The organism is Paenarthrobacter sp. PAE-2, assembly GCF_026013155.1.
In the GTDB taxonomy this organism is placed as follows: domain Bacteria; phylum Actinomycetota; class Actinomycetes; order Actinomycetales; family Micrococcaceae; genus Arthrobacter; species Arthrobacter ureafaciens.
In genome coordinates this window covers 41,044-56,476 of sequence record NZ_JAPDNV010000010.1, presented here as the reverse complement: position 1 = coordinate 56,476, position 15,433 = coordinate 41,044, and the positions used below count along the sequence as shown (strand labels likewise).

Here is a 15,433-nt window from a genome sequence, read left to right as displayed (position 1 = left end):
GGACCTTCGTGAACCGATGTCTGCCCTCCTGCGGCCTGCCCCAACGTCAGCTTCCCCACGCTGCCTTGCGGGCCGCCGTCGTGCCTTCCAGTTGCGCCACCTGGTCAAAGCCCCCCGCTTTCAGCGCTTTGCTGACGAGTTTGAGGAGGTCTGCACGTCCCAGCGAGCCGTCACTCTGGAGCGACCTTGCCAGATGGTAGGTGAAGGCACCGTTATACCGGCCGTCGAAGTAGGCATCGGCGGCTGTTTGGTCGGACCTGCAAGCTGCCATCAGCACGGGTTTTGAGTGCTTGGCCGCCTTGACCATGTCCCTGAGCGTCCGGACGTCGCTGTTTTCCGAGGCGATGACGGCCTTGGGCGTGGGTGCCGGCAGGAAGCGCGGGCGCCTGCCGGGCAGCAGGTCCAGGGACTTAAGCCCGGTTCCGCTGTGACAGGTATCAAGGATGACGTCCATGAGGACCCCATCGGGCAGGCGTTCAAAAATTGCCGACAGTTCATCGTCGGAGATCACTGTGTCAGGATCCCAGGCATCGCCGGCATTGTTGATGTCGTAGCAGGCGAAGGCCTCATCAAGGCGGTCGGGCTCGTCGCCGCTGGTGTCGGGTATCTGGGTTCCATGGCTGGAGAACGTCAAGACGATGTGGTCTGCGGTCCCGTCCACAGCCTTGTCGACCAGTTGCGAGAGTTCGGCCATGACATTCTTCTTGGTGGCTTTCGCATCCCGGAGGACCACGACTTCCTTCGGGGGAAAACCGTACGCGGAGCCCAAAAGGCCGGACAGATCCTCGGCGTCGTTGACGCAGCCTTGGAGCCAGCTTGATTGGGGCAGGAATTTGAACTGGTTGATGCCTACGCAGAGGGCTGCCTTGCTCATGGGCCAAAGATATTCCCGGGGCGGGAGCCAGGCAATGGTCCCCGCCCTTCCACCTGAGCTACTCGCAGGTAAATTTTGTATCTCGAATCACAAAATTGCCGCTTTTTCGGGTGGGAAGTCTGATTGAATCGTGGAATCAAGAGTGCGCTCCGTCACATTCATCCCTTGATGGGGCGCCCAATCCATCGAACAGAAGGTTCACAGATGGCAATGAACAAGAAGGCCCTGCATGGCGTTATCGCGCTCGCGGGCGTTTCCGCGCTCGCACTCACTGCATGCACAGGGCCCTCGGGCGGAGGATCTTCTTCCGCGCCGGCGGCAGCCGGACCCATCGCTTATGGCACTACGGACAAAGTCACCTCCTTGGATCCCGCAGGCTCCTACGACAACGGTTCATTCATGGTGATGAACCAGATCTATTCGTTCCTGCTCAACTCCAAACCCGGCGGGGCGGAGCCCGAGCCGGACCTGGCGGAGTCCTCATCCTTTACGGCGCCCACCGAGTACACCGTCAAGCTCAAGCCCAACCTGAAATGGGCCAACGGGCACACCCTCGACTCGAAGGACGTCAAGTTCTCCTTCGACCGGCAGGTGGCGATTGCCGATCCCGCGGGTCCGTCATCCTTGCTGACCAACATCGAGAGCGTCACGGCCCCCGATGCGAACACCGTGGTCTTCAAACTGAAGCTCGCCAACGACCAGACCTTTGCGCAGATCCTGAGCAGCCCCGCCGCGCCGATTGTGGACGACGAAGTCTTCCCGGCAGACGCTGTGCTCCCTGATGAGGACATCATCAAAGCCAAGGCTTTCCATGGGCAGTACACGATTGACAGCTACAAGAAGAACGAGTTGGTGAGTTTCAAGGCTTTCCCGGACTACCAAGGAGTCCTCGGGAAACCGGCCAATGACGAGGCGACCATCAAGTACTACGCCAGCCCCACCAACCTGAAGCTGGATATCCAGCAGGGCAACATCGATGTCGCCTTCCGGAGCCTGAGCGCCACAGACGTCGACGACCTCAAGAAGGACTCCAAGGTCAAGGTAGTCACCGGCCCGGGCGGCGAAATCCGCTACATCACCTTCAACTTCGACACCATGCCTTTCGGCACCAAAGCCGCCGACGCCGACCCCGCCAAGGCCACGGCGGTCCGCCAGGCAATCGCACACCTCGTTGACCGGGAGGCCATTGCCGACCAAGTCTACAAGGGCACCTACCTCCCGCTCTACTCGAACGTCCCCAACGGCTTCCTCGGGGCAAACCAGTCCTTCAAGGATGCTTACGGCGAGGACGGCAAGCCCAGCCTCGACAAGGCCAAGAAGGTGCTTGCCGATGCCGGGATCACCGAGAAGGTGGCACTCAACCTGCAGTACAACCCGGACCACTACGGCGGATCCTCGGGTGACGAATACGCGATGGTCAAGGAACAACTCGAGAAGTCCGGGCTCTTTACCGTCAACCTGCAGTCCACCGAGTGGGTCACGTACAGCAAGGCAAGCCGCGCCGACGAGTACCCCCTGTTCCAGTTCGGCTGGTTCCCCGACTTCAGCGATGCTGACAACTACCTGACGCCGTTCTTCCCCGAGGGCGGGTTCCTCAAGAACCACTACAACAACCCCACTGTGAACGAACTGATCAGCAAGCAGCTCACGGAGGCCGACAAGACAAAGCGCGAGAAGGACATCCAAGAGGTCCAAAACGCTTTGGCGAAGGATATTTCCACGCTGCCACTGCTTCAGGGCGCCCAGGTGGCCATCGCCGGAAGCGGCGTCAACGGCGTCGACAAGACGTTGGACGCTTCCTTCAAGTTCCGCCTCGGAACCGTGTCCAAGTAACCACGCCTCTGCGCTGGGAAGGGGGCGGGACACTTATCCGGTGTCCCGCCCCCTTTGCTGAGCCACCTTCTCCTCGAAGCCCGGCAGGCGCTCCAGCCAAACTCCGCTGAACCAAAGCAGGAATCGCAGGTAGCAAATGACAACACTCGTTGACGTGCCTGACGCCGAACCCGGCGTCGTCACACCCAAAAGCAAATCCAGGTCCGGGGGAGGACTTGGCAGATACATCGTGGTCAGGTTCTTCCTGATCATCCCCACGGTCTTCATCCTGGTGACCCTGGTCTTCTTCCTCATGCGGGTCATCGGCGACCCCATCACCGCTGCCCAAGGCGGGCGGCTCCCACCGGACGTCCTCGCACAGCGTATCCATGAGGCCGGCTACGACAGGCCGGTATTGGTCCAATACTTCGAGTATCTTGGCCAGCTGATCACCGGAAACTTCGGCACTACCATTACCGATCGCCGTCCCGTGGTCGAGGTACTTTTCACCTTCGGCGCGGCCACCTTGGAATTGAGCATCAACGCCCTGGTCGTGGCCCTCGCTGTCGGCATTCCGTTCGGACTCATCGCGGCCCAGCATCGGGACAAGGCTTCGGACGCGGTCCTGCGGCTCTTCGCGATCCTCTGCTACGCCACACCCGTCTTCTTCTCGGGCCTTCTCCTCAAACTGACGTTTTCGGTATGGCTCGGCTGGTTCCCGGTGGCGGGCAGGGCCTCCACCCGGACCGAGTTGGCCATGAGCAACCTTGCAGCGCCATCGGGCATCTATTGGCTTGATGCGATCAGGAGCGGAAACTTCACGGCACTGGGCGACATCGTTTCCCACGCCGTACTCCCGGCCATCGCCTTGGGTTTGTTGACCGCCGGTGTGTTCCTCCGCCTGGTGCGGACGAACGTGATCGGAACGCTGGGTAAGGACTACGTCGAAGCCGGTCGTTCACGGGGTGTCAGCGAGTACCGACTGGTCACCAAGCACGCCTACAAGCCCGCGTTGATCCCCATCATCACGGTCATGGGCCTGCAGATCGCGCTTATGCTCGGCGGCGCCATCCTCACCGAAACCACCTTCGAGTGGAAGGGCCTCGGGTACCAGCTGGTGCAGTACCTGAACGCCCGCGACTTCGTAGCCGTCCAGGGCATCGTGGTGCTCTTGGCCGTGATCGTTGCCGTCACCAACTTCATTGTCGACATTATTGCGGCCCTCATCGACCCGCGAGTGAGGTACTGACCTTGAGTACTCCTGAACTTACTGCGCCCAAGCAACCGCTCCTGATGCGGCTGCCCGTGGTATCCCACCTGCGTAAGAGCGTCGGCCTCCAACGGGGGATGCTGATTGCCGGTGTCATCCTGAGCGGCCTCTTTGTCCTGACCAGCATCTTTGCCCCCTTGCTGGCCCCCTATGGCTATTCGCAACTCAGTGATGATTCCGGTTCGTTCCCCACCCAGCAGGCACCGAGTGCCAAGCACCTTTGGGGCACCACCGTGGGAGGTTATGACGTCCTTTCACGAGTGGTGTGGGGATCGCAGACCGCTGTCACCGTGATCGTGGTCTCCGTAGCGATGTCTCTGTTCCTTGGGGTGGCCCTTGGACTGCTGAGCGGCTACTTCGGAGGCTGGCTGGACAGGATCCTGGTGGTGGTGGCTGACGCCATCTACGCTTTCCCCACGCTCTTGCTGGCCATTGTGGTCTCCATTGTGATCAGCCGTGGCCAGTCCAGCTTCTGGGGCGGCATATTCTCCTGCGCTTTCGCCATCACGGTGGTGTTCGTACCGCAGTACTTCCGGGTGATCCGGGCCGAAACCATTCGCCTGAAAGCCGAGCCGTTCGTGGAGTCGGCCAAGGTGCTGGGGGCCTCCAGCCTGCGGATCATCAGCCGCCACATCTTCAAGAACGCCACCCGGACGCTGCCGCTCATGTTCACCCTCAATGCCTCGGAGGCGATTCTTACCCTGGCCGGCCTTGGCTTCCTGGGCTTTGGCATCGAACCCACTTCGGCTGCTGAATGGGGCTTCGACCTCAACAAGGCCTTGGCGGACACCTCCTCCGGCATCTGGTGGACGGGTGTCTTCCCAGGTCTGGCCATCGTCCTGACAGTGCTTGGACTGACCCTGGTGGGCGAAAGCATCAATGACCTCAACGACCCCCGGATCCGGAGCCGCAAACGGGCCGGCGCCACCAACCCCAACGGTGCACAGTCCGGCACAACCGGGACCGCACCGGCGGAAGGACCAACGCCATGAGCATCAACCTCGGAGAAGTCCAGGACCACGCCCCGCAAAGGGAACCGGTCCTGTCCATTGAGAAACTGCAGGTCACCTTTGCTACGGACGGCGGCGACGTCCGGGCGGTCAAAGATGTGAGCCTGGACGTGAGAGCCGGCGAAGTACTTGCCATTGTGGGCGAGTCAGGATCGGGCAAGACCGTCACGGCCAAGACCATTCTTGGGTTGCTTCCCGAAACAGCCATCAGTTCCGGCGCTGTCCTCATCAAAGGCAACAACGTGATCAGCCTCGGCACATCAGCCCTGCGCCGTATCCGCGGACGCGACGTTGCCATGGTCTTCCAGGAGCCTTCCACGGCACTGAATCCGGTCTTTACGGTGGGGTGGCAGATTGCCGAGGGCATCCGGGCCCACAGTACTGACGGGCACCGGGTTTCCGCCAAGGAAGCAAAGGCGCGTGCCACGGAGGCGCTGCGGAAAGTCGGAATCCCCGACCCGGAGACGAGGGTTGACTACTACCCGCATCAGTTTTCGGGCGGCCAGAAGCAGCGTGTGGTCATCGCAGCTGCCCTGGCGTTGAACCCCGGGCTGATCGTGGCGGATGAGCCGACCACCGCGTTGGACGTGACCGTCCAAGCCGAAATCCTGCAGCTCCTGCGCGATCTGCGGGACAACTACGGCACCTCGATCGTCCTCATCACCCACAACATGGGAGTGGTGGCCGATCTCGCCGACCGTGTGGTGGTGATGTACCAAGGGGATGTGGTGGAGGAGGCGCCTTCCAAGATGCTGTTCGCGGAACCGAAAGAGGAGTACACCCGGAAGCTCCTGGCCGCCGTACCCCACCTCGGGCGGAACTCAGCATCCGAGGGAGCCCGGGGACGCTTGCACCAGGACGGCAAGGTCCTGGTTGAGGCGAAGAACCTGGTGATCGAGTATCCCGGACGGTTTGGCAAGCACGGCTTCAAGGCCGTCGATGACGTCAGCTTCACGGTGTCCGAAAACGAAGTCTTTGGCTTGGTCGGCGAGTCGGGGTCAGGCAAATCCACCATCGGGCGGGCCATTGCGGGCCTGACCAGGGTAACCGGGGGCAGCCTGAAGGTTCTCGGCTATGAGATGCTCGACTTCAAGGAGCGCACTTTCCGCCCCCTCAGGAAGGACATCGGCTTCGTCTTCCAGGACCCCGCAGCCTCGTTCAACCCCCACTTGACCATTGGGGAATGCGTCGCGGAACCACTGATGATCCATACCAAGCCAAGCGCTGCCGAGGCGCGCAGGCGGGTAGGCGAGTTGCTCGAATCAGTCCAGTTGCCGGCGTCGTACGCGCAGCGGTACCCGCACGAGTTGTCCGGCGGCCAGCGGCAGCGTGCCTCCCTGGCCCGGTCCCTCGCGCTGAATCCGCGCCTGCTCATTGCCGACGAACCTACCTCAGCCTTGGACGTCTCGGTCCAGGCGAAAGTGCTGGATCTCTTCAAGGACATCCAGGAGGAGTATGGGTTCGCGGCGCTGTTCATCAGCCACGACCTGGCAGTGGTGGATATGTTGTCGCATTGGGTGGGGGTGCTTTACAAAGGCAAGCTGGTTGAACAGGGGATTGGCAACCATGTCATGGGCTCGCCGCAGCACGACTACACCAAGCGGCTGATCGCCTCGCTGCCGGTGCCGGACCCGGAGGAACAGGCCCGACGGCGGGAGGCCCACCGCGCGCTGCTGGGCGGAGCGACCCCGGGGTAACAACAACGCGGGGCCAAGTGCCACACCCTAGACTGGGAGGCATGACCGAGCAGAACAATGTCCTTCCTGATGACTCCGAATCCTTCGACCCGGCAGCGAGTTCCCTGTCCGGACACGTGGACCGGGCCATCATGGACGAACTGTTGTCCATCCGCTCCAGCATCGACAACATCGATGCCACGCTCGTGTTCCTGCTCGCCGAGCGGTTCAAGGCCACCCAGAAGGTAGGCATCCTCAAAGCCACGCATAAGCTGCCGGCGGGTGATCCGGGACGGGAAGCCGCCCAGATCGCCCGCTTGCGGCGCTTGGCCGAGGACGCGCACCTCGATCCGGCGTTCGCCGAGAAGTTCCTCAACTTCATCATCAGCGAGGTCATCAGGCATCACGAGGCCATCGCCGAGAACCACCAGACCACCAACCAGCAGGTCTAGGCGTGGCAGAAGTACAGCAACACCGGACCAGCGCAACCGCACTGGGACCGTGGCCGGCGAACGACCCCGCTGAAGCGCTCCGCACCATCCGCGGAGAACTCGGGGACCCGCACGTGCCGTTCCTCCCCGAATTGCCGGACCGGGGCGTCGGCTCGGACCCTATCGGCCGGACGGGGAGCTTGCTGGTTGAGCTCGCGATCGACATCCAGCCACACGGCTGGCGGCTGGTGGACCGCCCGGGAAAGGACCTCCAGCGGGCGTGGTCGGCGCTGGCCTCCGACGTCAATGTGCTGGCCGACGTGGCAGGGGCCGAAGAGAATCCTGCGTCCGCAATCAAGATCCAGTTCGTGGGGCCGCTGAGCCTGGCAGCCGGACTTTACCTCCACAATGGCGAGCGGGCCCTGTTGGATTTCGGTGCGCGGAGGGATATCGCGGAGTCGCTCGCAGCAGGGGTGGCCGATCACCTTGGACGTATTCGTGCGGCCGTTCCTGGCGCAGAAATCGTGGTCCAACTGGATGAGCCGGACATCGCAGCCGTCATGGGCGGGACCATTCCCACCGCCAGCGGGTACCGAACCCTCAGGTCCATTGACGGCGAAGAAGTCACCGCTGCATGGCGGCTGGTCATCGAGGCGATCAAGGCAGCCGGGGCAGTAGAGACCGTCATTTCGGTGCCGGAGATCGAAGCGCCGTTTGAACGGATCATCACTGCCGGGGCTGACGGGATCGCCGTGCCGCTCAAGGCTTTGACCACACGCCAATGGGAACAGCTGGCCGTTGCCGTCGAAGCCGGGAAACGCCTGTGGGCCGGGGCTCTTGGCACGGAGAAGCCGCTGCCGAGGACGGCCGAAGTGGTGGACAGCATTTGGCGGCCTTGGCATCAGCTGGGTCTCCCGGCCGCCGGATTGTCCGGGCTGCGCGTCACGCCCGCCACGGGCCTGGCGCACCTTAAACCTGCCGAAGCGCAGGCGGTCCTCACCAAACTGACACACGTTGCCGACGGACTGGACCAACTGGCCCACGGCTAGGACGGGAACAACCGGCCCACGGTTTGGGCTGGACCGACTGGTCCGCGGCCAGGTTGTCACCGGGCACGGGATCAGATTCGCTCAGATGCGCTGTTCCCAGCGATCCGGTTCAGCGTACCGGGGCAGCGACTGTCCGGCGGCGCTGCCGGGCAAATAGGGAACCAGCCGGTAGTCGAACCGGCCGGCGTAAACCAGGACGAGGCCTACCTGGGGTTGGATCACCTTCACTTGGATGCGGTGTTTGCCCTCTTCGGCGTCCCACCACTGTTCGGCATACGCGCGGGCATCCAACGCGCTGGGCAGGGGGATCCGAAGTGGTCCCAGGAACAGCCGGCTGTTTTTCGAAACTCCGCGGAGCTTTCCGTCCGGGGTGACAGAGACCTCGAGGTCGGTGACAAGCCGCCGGTACCGGCCCACGTGGTCCACCAGCCGGTGGGCCCCGGCTTCAGGGATCGCGCTGGTGGTGTCATGAAACAACCGCGTTCCCGAGGGAAAGAAGATCTCTCTCCGTGCTGTCAGCGCGGCACGGTTGAAGGGGTCCACATGGGCGTGGTTTTCGATCCGGAAGGGAATGCCCTCGCCGTACTCCGGGAAGAACGCTTCCTCGCCGGTAGTCAGCGACAGGAAGGGGCGCAACCATTTTTGGCGGCAGCCCACAACATCGAAAACACCCTGTCCTACTCCGTAGTGGCCCGATCCCGCGGAAAGGGAGAAATAGTCCTGAAGCTCCGGGGCCAGCTGTTCGAAGGCATCGCCCAAGGCCAGTTTGTAGATGGGTTGATTCATTGTGCAGTCAGTCCTTCCTAGAGTCGGCCGGCGGCTTTGAGCCGGATGTAGGCGTCGGCGAGCATGGGCGGCAGCTCGAGCGGGTGCGCATCAACTACTTCAGCCCCAAGTTGGCGCAGCTGGTTTGAAACGGCAGCCCGTTCCAAGAGGGCCCGTTCAGCTGCGGCGGCGCGGAAAACCTGGCTCGCCGTCGTGCGTTCTTCCTTCATCGCGTCCAAAAGCGGATCACGTACGGATGCCACCACCACCACATGCTGCGTGGCCAGCCGGGCCACCAAGGGCAAGAGGCCCTCCTCGGGGGCACCGCCGTCGAGCGCGGTCAAGAGCACCACCAGGGAGCGGTGCGCCGAGACGGCCCGCACCTGGCCGGGTATCTGTTGCCAATCCAGCTCGATGAGTTCGGCGTCCAGCGGTGCCATGGCCTGGACGAGCTGCCCCAACAGGTTCCCCTTCGACGCCGATTCGACCCGGGCGCGCAGCCGCCGGTCATACGCGAGGAAGTCCACTCTGTCGCCGCCCCGTTCAGCCAGGACGGCCAGCAGCAGCGCTGCTTCGATGCCCGTATCAAGCCTGGGCTCATCAGCGATCCGTGCTGCAGCTGTGCGTGAGGTGTCCAGCACGATCACCACCCGCCGGTCCCGCTCCGGACGCCACGTGCGAACCACCACGGAGGTACGCCGGGCTGTGGCCCGCCAATCGATGGATCGGACGTCGTCGCCGCGCACATAGTCCCGGAGGGAGTCGAATTCGGTTCCAGCGCCGCGGATCTGGACGGCTGCCCGACCGTCCAGCTCCCGAAGTTTGCGGAGTTTGGAGGGCAGATGGCGTTTGGAATGGAACGGCGGAAGGACCCTCAGCTTGCCGGGCAGGGGACGGGTCCGTTGCCGGGCGGCAAGCCCCAAGGGGCCAAGGGAACGGATGGTCACGTGCGGCGATTCCAAGTCTCCCCGCCGGCTCGGGCACAACGTCACGGTCATTCGACGGCGTTCAGCCGGCGGAACTGCCAGCGACTGGACGGCATTGGCCGCACCTGCCGAGGGTTGCCAGGCATCCCTGACCACGGCGCGGAGCCTGCGCCGGCTTCCGTTAGTCACCGTCAGCGTGGCAGTGACGCTGCTTTCAAGAGTCACATTGGGTGGCTGGCGCCGCTCCAACGTCACTTTGGCCGGTGACGCAGCCAGGACCAGATCGATGACCAGGAAGAGCAGGAGCACTCCGGCAACGAGCAGCACTGTGGTCCATGCAGGAAAGAGCACCAAGGGAGCCAGCGCGGCGAACGCCAACAGGACAAAACGGCCCGTGATTGCCATTCAGGACGTCCTGGTCATCGGGGCACCGGCACGGAGGCCAGGATGCTGCCCAACACATCATCGACCTTGATACCGTCCATCTGGGCCTCAGGCCGCAACCCCACACGGTGCCGGAGGCACGGCAGGGACAACGCCTTGACGTCATCCGGCGTGACGAACGTCCGGTTCGACAGCCAAGCCCACGCCTTTGCGGAGTTGAGCAAAGCGGTGGCGCCACGGGGCGAGACGCCCAGCTGGAAGGATGGAGCCGATCGGGTGGCGCGGACAACGTCCACGATGTAGGCGAGGATCTCGGGAGCAACGGAAACCGCCGCCACCGCTTCGCGCGCACGGGCAAGCTCGGCTGCTCCCGCCACCGGACGCACTCCGGCCGCGCCGAGGTCGCGAGGATCAAAGCCCGCCGCGTGCCGGCGAATCACCTCAATTTCCTCCATCCGGTCCGGTAACGGCATGGTGAGTTTCAAAAGGAAACGGTCCAACTGGGCCTCGGGGAGGGGATACGTTCCTTCGTACTCCACCGGGTTCTGGGTGGCAGCCACGATGAAGGGTTCGGGCAACCGCCTGGAGACCCCGTCCACGGAAACCTGCCGTTCTTCCATGGCTTCCAGGAGGGAGGCCTGGGTCTTGGGCGGAGTCCTGTTGATCTCGTCGGCGAGGAGGATGTTGGTGAACACCGGACCCTCCCTGAAGGAGAACTCCGAAGAGTGGGAATCGTAGACCAGGGATCCGGTGACATCGCCCGGCATCAGGTCCGGCGTGAACTGGACACGCTTGGTCTCCAGGCTCAACGCGGTGGAGAGCGCCCTCACCAGCAGGGTCTTCGCCACCCCGGGGACGCCCTCCAGCAAGACATGTCCGTCACACAGCAGGGCGATGAGCATGCCTGTGACAGTAGGGTCCTGGCCTACGACGGCCTTGCCCACTTCACGACGGACATCCAACAAGGCTTCCCGTGCAGGATCTTCCCGATGGCCTTGGTGAGGGTGCTCCGGGGCGACGGCCGGGGAACCACCCGCTGTAACCGCGTTGTCCGGGTACGTGCCGGTAGTTTCCGCGTAGCTGCTCGGCTGGTTGTTCATCGGCCCATGGCCTCCTGTTCGATTTGTTCCATGCGCTGGGCCCATTGGACCAGGTGTCCTTCAGTCTCCGGATGGGTGTTGAGCAGCAATGATTGCATCTCCGGTACCGGCCTGCCGAGGCGATGCGCCAAGGCATCAACAACCGCATCTGGGGTGGCGTCGGCTCCCAGCTTGAAATGCCTGGCCAGCCTGGTGAGGGTGCCGGCACGCAGGGTGTCGGCAGCGAGCCGCAAAGCCCGTGAGTCCTGGTAAAGGCGCGCCCTGCCCTCGGCTGTCTCAGCCGCTTTCACGACGACCGGCAGGGGCTCAAAAACCAAGGGCCCCAACCGGCGTGCCCGCCACGCAATGGCAAGCAACGCCACAAACCCAAGCCACGGTCCGGCAACGGCCACCCACGGGGGAGCAAGCTCGCTGAGGGTTGGGGCCGAACGATCTGCTTGGATATCGGCCACGAAGGGCAAGTACCAGACCAGCTTCTCCGTGGTACCCAGCGTACGAATCGCCAGGGCGGCGTTCCCTTGATCGGCGAGGTGTTGGTTGTCCAGCAGGTCGGTGCTGCCCAAGACCACGAGCCTGCCCCCTTCGACCGCCGCATACAGTCCCGGTCCGCCGTCACGGATCGGATAGCAGACGGCGGGACCGGAATACACTGCTCCCCGGGCTGCGACGGGACCGGCAGCCTGCGCATCTTCCACTCCGCAGGCGGGATTCAACGTCGTTATGTCCTCCGGGACCACGCCGCCCGGACGGATGTCGGCATCGAGGGCGCGCAGAACGGTCAGACGGGGAGAAACCACCGTCATCCGGTTGACGGAGTCCCGCAGCCCGGACAGTTGTTCGCCGTCGAGGAAACCCCGGGGATCATAAAGCAGCAAGCTTGCGTCCGGATCGCGTTCCAGCGCGGCTGTGGTCTCCTCCAAGGTGTCGGTGCTGGTGACGTCCACCCCGTGCTGGCTGAGGATTTCAGCCACGGCCATGGCACCTCCCGGACCGGGGTTGTTGGCGGACAACCGCCTGGAGTCCTGGGCGGCTGCTTGCCGATCCACCACAAGGTAGGTGACGAGCCCGGCGAAGAGCAAAGCCAGGATGATCCACAGGGCGTTTCTCCGGAACCACTGTCCGGCCCGGGGATGCCGGTCGCGGTGTGGTGGCTTATTGGGTTCGGTCTCGGGTTCTCCCGTCCGGGCTTCGGCCAGGGTTTCGGTGCGGCTCATCGAGGCACCGCGAATCCCGTGGCCGCAGGTGCGCCAAACTCCGGTGCCATGCCAAGAAGATCGGAATCAACGGCGCATACGGCCTCATAAGCGGCTCTGTGCGCAGGCATTCCGCCATAGAGGACGGCGTCGAAGCTTCTTGCCGCATCCGCCAGGCGCAGCCTCGCGGCAGGGAAGACCCCGCCCAGTTGCGCGGCTGCTTCATCGGCCGTACGGCCGGGCCTCGCCTCAATGATGTCGCGTTCCTCCGAGGACCGGACCACAGCGCGGAACTGTTCGACGACGGCGGCCCGCCAGTCGCCGTCGTCCGCGGCAGCCGCCGCCCGTTGCCGGTATACCGCAGCGTCCACCACCTGCTCATCGCCGAACACGTCGGGAACAGGTTTCCTGCGACGCGCGTTCAGCCTGGGACGGACCACGATGACGGCCACCACAATGAGCGCAATGGCCAGGGCGATGATGACGGGAACGGCGATTCCGTTGCCCGGCGACCCGGAGTCGCTGCCGAGGGAAGCCAGCCAGTCCAGGAAATCCTGCCATACCTGCTCCAGCCAGCTTGGCTGCGCGTCCGGGTATTTGGGCTTGGACAGTTCTTCCTCTGCCCATCGCCGTGCTTCGTTCCGGTCCGGACTAACCGGTGGTTCCAAGACAGCGATTGCACTGGGAATCCGCAGGAAAGCTCCCGTCATGCCGACGGCCACCCGGCACTTCTCCCTCGCGGGGCACCGGGAATCCCGTCTGGGTCGGCGCCGGACTCCATGAGCCTCATCAACTCGACGTCCAGTCCTTCCCGGCGCATCCGCAGGTCCATATAGATCAGGGCGGAGACGGAAGTCTGGAAGGCGAAGGTTATGGAACCTACCAGCGTTGAAACGACCGTGGAGATAATGGTGGTTACCAGCAGGGCCGAACTCATGGAAGCGAAATCCGGATGCGGCGAGACCACCGAGCCGACCGCGCCCGAAGCCAACTGCACCGGGATCTGGACGACGTAGCCAATAACCCCAACCATGAGGTTCACGACGATCGTGATGCCGAAAATCCGCCACCAGCTGTTCTTGGTCAACTGCCAGGATCGCAGCAGGCCCTGGTAGATTCCCACCTGCTCAACCACGATCGCCGCCGGTGCGAACATGAGCTTGATGGCGATCCAGAGGTACAAAACAAACGCCCCAATCCACAAAGGAATGACCAAAGCAAAAGCGGCCGGGCCCAAATTCATCAGCAGCACCACGGCGATGCCGGCGACGGCTGCCATGGCCAGGAGTGCTACGAAGGTCAGCAGGGCAGCGACGCCCAGCAACGGCCAAATCCGTGGGGCGGCCAGCTTCCACATGGCCTTGAAGCCTGTCCTCCGGTTCAGCACCGACCGGGATACCGGGACCACCAGCACGCCTTGGAGTACTGACCCCAGGAATGCCATGAGCATGGTGATGCCAAGCGCCCCGGCCATCATCCCGATGAAAGGGCCAAGGAGGCCGTCCAGTTCGGCACGTGATTCCACGGTATCCAGCGAATCGACCGCTTGGAGCAAGCCCAAGGAAACGGCCCCCAGCAGGGTCTGGCTGATGGCTTGGACGATCAACGCTGAACCGACCATGGCCGCGGCATTGCGGCGGATGGTCTGAAACGCACCGTCGAGTATTTCCCCGAACTGCAGCGGACGCAACGGGATGATGCCTGGTTTGGGAGGTGCTACATATAAGGGTTGTCCATAGGGTGGCTGTCCGGGGGGCATGCCCGGCTGCGGCCAACCCGTTGGCGGCTGGGCCGGCCAGGGCTGTTGTCCGGCCGCCGGCTGGTGTGCCGGCGGGGATACCGGGGGAGTGGGCCACACCGGGGTGCCTCCCCACTGCGGCTGGGCACCCCAACCCGGCTGGGCACCGGCAGGTGGCTGCTGGCCGTGCTCTGGTTGTGACACGAATTCCTCCCCATCAGACCCGGCCCGCCGCTTATCGACGTCCCCCAAACGGACCTTCGGACCCCAGCCTATAGTCACGGCGCCATACCTCCTAGCATGACCTTCCGGCCTTTCGTGGCGGCCCGGTTGAAGGCTTTGCAGTACGGTGGAAGAGGCCTGTGGGGCGCCATGCCGTGCGCCCGCCCAGCAGGACAAAGGCATGTGGATAAGGGAACATATAACTATGAAGGCACGCATTCTGGTAGTTGACGACGACGAGGCACTCGCGGAAATGATTGGCATTGTGCTGCGCAACGACGGCTTCGAACCGGTGTTCTGCGCAGACGGCGGTCAGGCCCTGGATGTCTTCCGTTCGTCAAAGCCGGATCTCGTGCTCCTGGATCTGATGCTTCCGGGATCCGACGGCATTGAGGTGTGCCGGCAGATCCGTGGGGAATCGGACGTTCCGATCGTCATGCTCACCGCCAAGTCGGACACCTCGGATGTGGTTCGCGGCCTGGAATCCGGCGCGGATGACTACGTGCCGAAGCCGTTCAAACCTGCCGAGCTCGTGGCGCGGGTGCGGGCCCGCCTCCGTCCCGGTGAGCAAAAGGCACCTGAAACGCTGCGGATCGCCGATGTCACCATTGACGTGGCCGGACACATGGTCACCCGCGGTGGTGAGAGGATTTCGCTCACGCCCCTGGAATTTGATCTCCTGGTGGCTTTGGCCCGCAAGCCTTGGCAGGTGTTCACGCGTGAGCTGCTCCTGGAACAGGTCTGGGGTTACAGGCACGCCGCGGACACCCGGTTGGTGAATGTTCATGTCCAGCGTTTGCGCTCCAAGATCGAGCGCGATCCCGAAGCGCCTGAGGTTGTATTGACGGTTCGTGGTGTCGGATATAAAGCAGGTTCCTGAGTCTTCCCCCGGTAAGGCCGGCCAAGAGGAAACCGAACAGCCTCCCGCCGGCACCGGTACACAGTCGGACGTTCCGCAAGCGGAACGTCCGACGTCGGAAGGG

At 63.5% G+C, this 15,433-nt stretch carries 14 protein-coding genes; 7 read left to right on the top strand and 7 right to left on the bottom strand.

Annotation, left to right across the window (positions count from 1 at the left end; all coding sequences use genetic code 11):
* Positions 1 to 46 precede the first annotated feature (46 nt).
* Positions 47 to 874 (bottom strand): caspase family protein, encoded by an 828-nt coding sequence (locus tag OCL88_RS08620; RefSeq protein WP_166183362.1) that lies wholly within the window; start codon positions 872 to 874, stop codon positions 47 to 49.
* 204 nt (positions 875 to 1,078) lie between these two features.
* On the opposite strand from OCL88_RS08620, the gene OCL88_RS08615 reads away from it, so the two are divergent.
* The 6 genes from OCL88_RS08615 to OCL88_RS08590 all read left to right on the top strand — a co-directional run bounded on the left by OCL88_RS08615 (position 1,079) and on the right by OCL88_RS08590 (position 8,122).
* Complete coding sequence (locus tag OCL88_RS08615) at positions 1,079 to 2,707, top strand: ABC transporter substrate-binding protein (protein ID WP_062097280.1); 1,629 nt, start codon at positions 1,079 to 1,081, stop codon at positions 2,705 to 2,707.
* A gap of 136 nt (positions 2,708 to 2,843) precedes the next feature.
* Positions 2,844 to 3,935 (top strand): ABC transporter permease, encoded by a 1,092-nt coding sequence (locus OCL88_RS08610; RefSeq protein ID WP_021471853.1) that lies wholly within the window; start codon positions 2,844 to 2,846, stop codon positions 3,933 to 3,935.
* Positions 3,936 to 3,979: 44 nt separating this feature from the next.
* Positions 3,980 to 4,948 (top strand): ABC transporter permease, encoded by a 969-nt coding sequence (locus OCL88_RS08605; protein ID WP_264962267.1) that lies wholly within the window; start codon positions 3,980 to 3,982, stop codon positions 4,946 to 4,948.
* Positions 4,945 to 6,663 (top strand): ABC transporter ATP-binding protein, encoded by a 1,719-nt coding sequence (locus tag OCL88_RS08600; RefSeq protein WP_264962235.1) that lies wholly within the window; start codon positions 4,945 to 4,947, stop codon positions 6,661 to 6,663. The genes OCL88_RS08605 and OCL88_RS08600 overlap by 4 nt, the downstream gene beginning before the upstream one ends.
* 41 nt (positions 6,664 to 6,704) lie before the next feature.
* Positions 6,705 to 7,094: a chorismate mutase gene (locus OCL88_RS08595; RefSeq protein WP_264962234.1), complete on the top strand. Its 390-nt coding sequence runs from the start codon at positions 6,705 to 6,707 to the stop codon at positions 7,092 to 7,094.
* 2 nt (positions 7,095 to 7,096) lie between these two features.
* Positions 7,097 to 8,122, top strand: a complete 1,026-nt coding sequence (locus tag OCL88_RS08590; RefSeq protein WP_201433429.1) for a hypothetical protein — start codon at positions 7,097 to 7,099, stop codon at positions 8,120 to 8,122.
* 81 nt (positions 8,123 to 8,203) lie between these two features.
* Here the strand turns inward: OCL88_RS08590 and OCL88_RS08585 are convergent, their stop codons facing one another.
* The 6 genes from OCL88_RS08585 to OCL88_RS08560 are packed head-to-tail and all read right to left on the bottom strand — an operon-like array spanning position 8,204 to position 14,432.
* Complete coding sequence (locus tag OCL88_RS08585) at positions 8,204 to 8,908, bottom strand: DUF4166 domain-containing protein (protein WP_166183350.1); 705 nt, start codon at positions 8,906 to 8,908, stop codon at positions 8,204 to 8,206.
* A 17-nt stretch (positions 8,909 to 8,925) separates the two neighbouring features.
* Complete coding sequence (locus OCL88_RS08580) at positions 8,926 to 10,218, bottom strand: DUF58 domain-containing protein (protein ID WP_217376307.1); 1,293 nt, start codon at positions 10,216 to 10,218, stop codon at positions 8,926 to 8,928.
* A 14-nt stretch (positions 10,219 to 10,232) separates the two neighbouring features.
* Positions 10,233 to 11,297 carry an AAA family ATPase gene (locus OCL88_RS08575; protein WP_166183346.1) on the bottom strand — a complete coding sequence of 355 codons (1,065 nt, stop codon included), beginning with the start codon at positions 11,295 to 11,297 and terminating at the stop codon, positions 10,233 to 10,235.
* The gene (locus OCL88_RS08570; RefSeq protein WP_264962233.1) at positions 11,294 to 12,511 is read right to left on the bottom strand and encodes a DUF4350 domain-containing protein; all 1,218 of its coding nucleotides are present in this window, start codon (positions 12,509 to 12,511) and stop codon (positions 11,294 to 11,296) included. Before OCL88_RS08570 ends, OCL88_RS08575 begins: the two co-directional genes overlap by 4 nt.
* Positions 12,508 to 13,200, bottom strand: coding sequence for a DUF4129 domain-containing protein (locus tag OCL88_RS08565; RefSeq protein WP_243541098.1), 693 nt, complete (start codon positions 13,198 to 13,200; stop codon positions 12,508 to 12,510). Before OCL88_RS08565 ends, OCL88_RS08570 begins: the two co-directional genes overlap by 4 nt.
* A complete protein-coding gene (locus tag OCL88_RS08560; protein ID WP_264962232.1) occupies positions 13,197 to 14,432 on the bottom strand; it encodes a glycerophosphoryl diester phosphodiesterase membrane domain-containing protein in 1,236 nt (411 codons plus the stop codon). The genes OCL88_RS08565 and OCL88_RS08560 overlap by 4 nt, the downstream gene beginning before the upstream one ends.
* Positions 14,433 to 14,655: 223 nt before the next feature.
* Between OCL88_RS08560 and mtrA the strand changes: the two genes are divergently transcribed.
* Positions 14,656 to 15,330: an MtrAB system response regulator MtrA gene (mtrA, locus tag OCL88_RS08555; protein ID WP_021471864.1), complete on the top strand. Its 675-nt coding sequence runs from the start codon at positions 14,656 to 14,658 to the stop codon at positions 15,328 to 15,330.
* Positions 15,331 to 15,433 lie beyond the last annotated feature (103 nt).

Excerpts from the sequence above, each read along its gene's own strand:
- OCL88_RS08610 (WP_021471853.1), top strand. The coding sequence starts at position 2,844 with ATGACAACACTCGTTGACGTGCCTGACGCCGAACCCGGCGTCGTCACA.
- OCL88_RS08570 (WP_264962233.1), bottom strand. The coding sequence starts at position 12,511 with ATGAGCCGCACCGAAACCCTGGCCGAAGCCCGGACGGGAGAACCCGAG.
- OCL88_RS08600 (WP_264962235.1), top strand. The coding sequence starts at position 4,945 with ATGAGCATCAACCTCGGAGAAGTCCAGGACCACGCCCCGCAAAGGGAA.
- OCL88_RS08585 (WP_166183350.1), bottom strand. The coding sequence starts at position 8,908 with ATGAATCAACCCATCTACAAACTGGCCTTGGGCGATGCCTTCGAACAG.
- OCL88_RS08580 (WP_217376307.1), bottom strand. The coding sequence starts at position 10,218 with ATGGCAATCACGGGCCGTTTTGTCCTGTTGGCGTTCGCCGCGCTGGCT.
- OCL88_RS08595 (WP_264962234.1), top strand. The coding sequence starts at position 6,705 with ATGACCGAGCAGAACAATGTCCTTCCTGATGACTCCGAATCCTTCGAC.
- mtrA (WP_021471864.1), top strand. The coding sequence starts at position 14,656 with ATGAAGGCACGCATTCTGGTAGTTGACGACGACGAGGCACTCGCGGAA.
- OCL88_RS08620 (WP_166183362.1), bottom strand. The coding sequence starts at position 874 with ATGAGCAAGGCAGCCCTCTGCGTAGGCATCAACCAGTTCAAATTCCTG.
- OCL88_RS08615 (WP_062097280.1), top strand. The coding sequence starts at position 1,079 with ATGGCAATGAACAAGAAGGCCCTGCATGGCGTTATCGCGCTCGCGGGC.
- OCL88_RS08605 (WP_264962267.1), top strand. The coding sequence starts at position 3,980 with ATGCGGCTGCCCGTGGTATCCCACCTGCGTAAGAGCGTCGGCCTCCAA.
- OCL88_RS08575 (WP_166183346.1), bottom strand. The coding sequence starts at position 11,297 with ATGAACAACCAGCCGAGCAGCTACGCGGAAACTACCGGCACGTACCCG.
- OCL88_RS08565 (WP_243541098.1), bottom strand. The coding sequence starts at position 13,200 with ATGACGGGAGCTTTCCTGCGGATTCCCAGTGCAATCGCTGTCTTGGAA.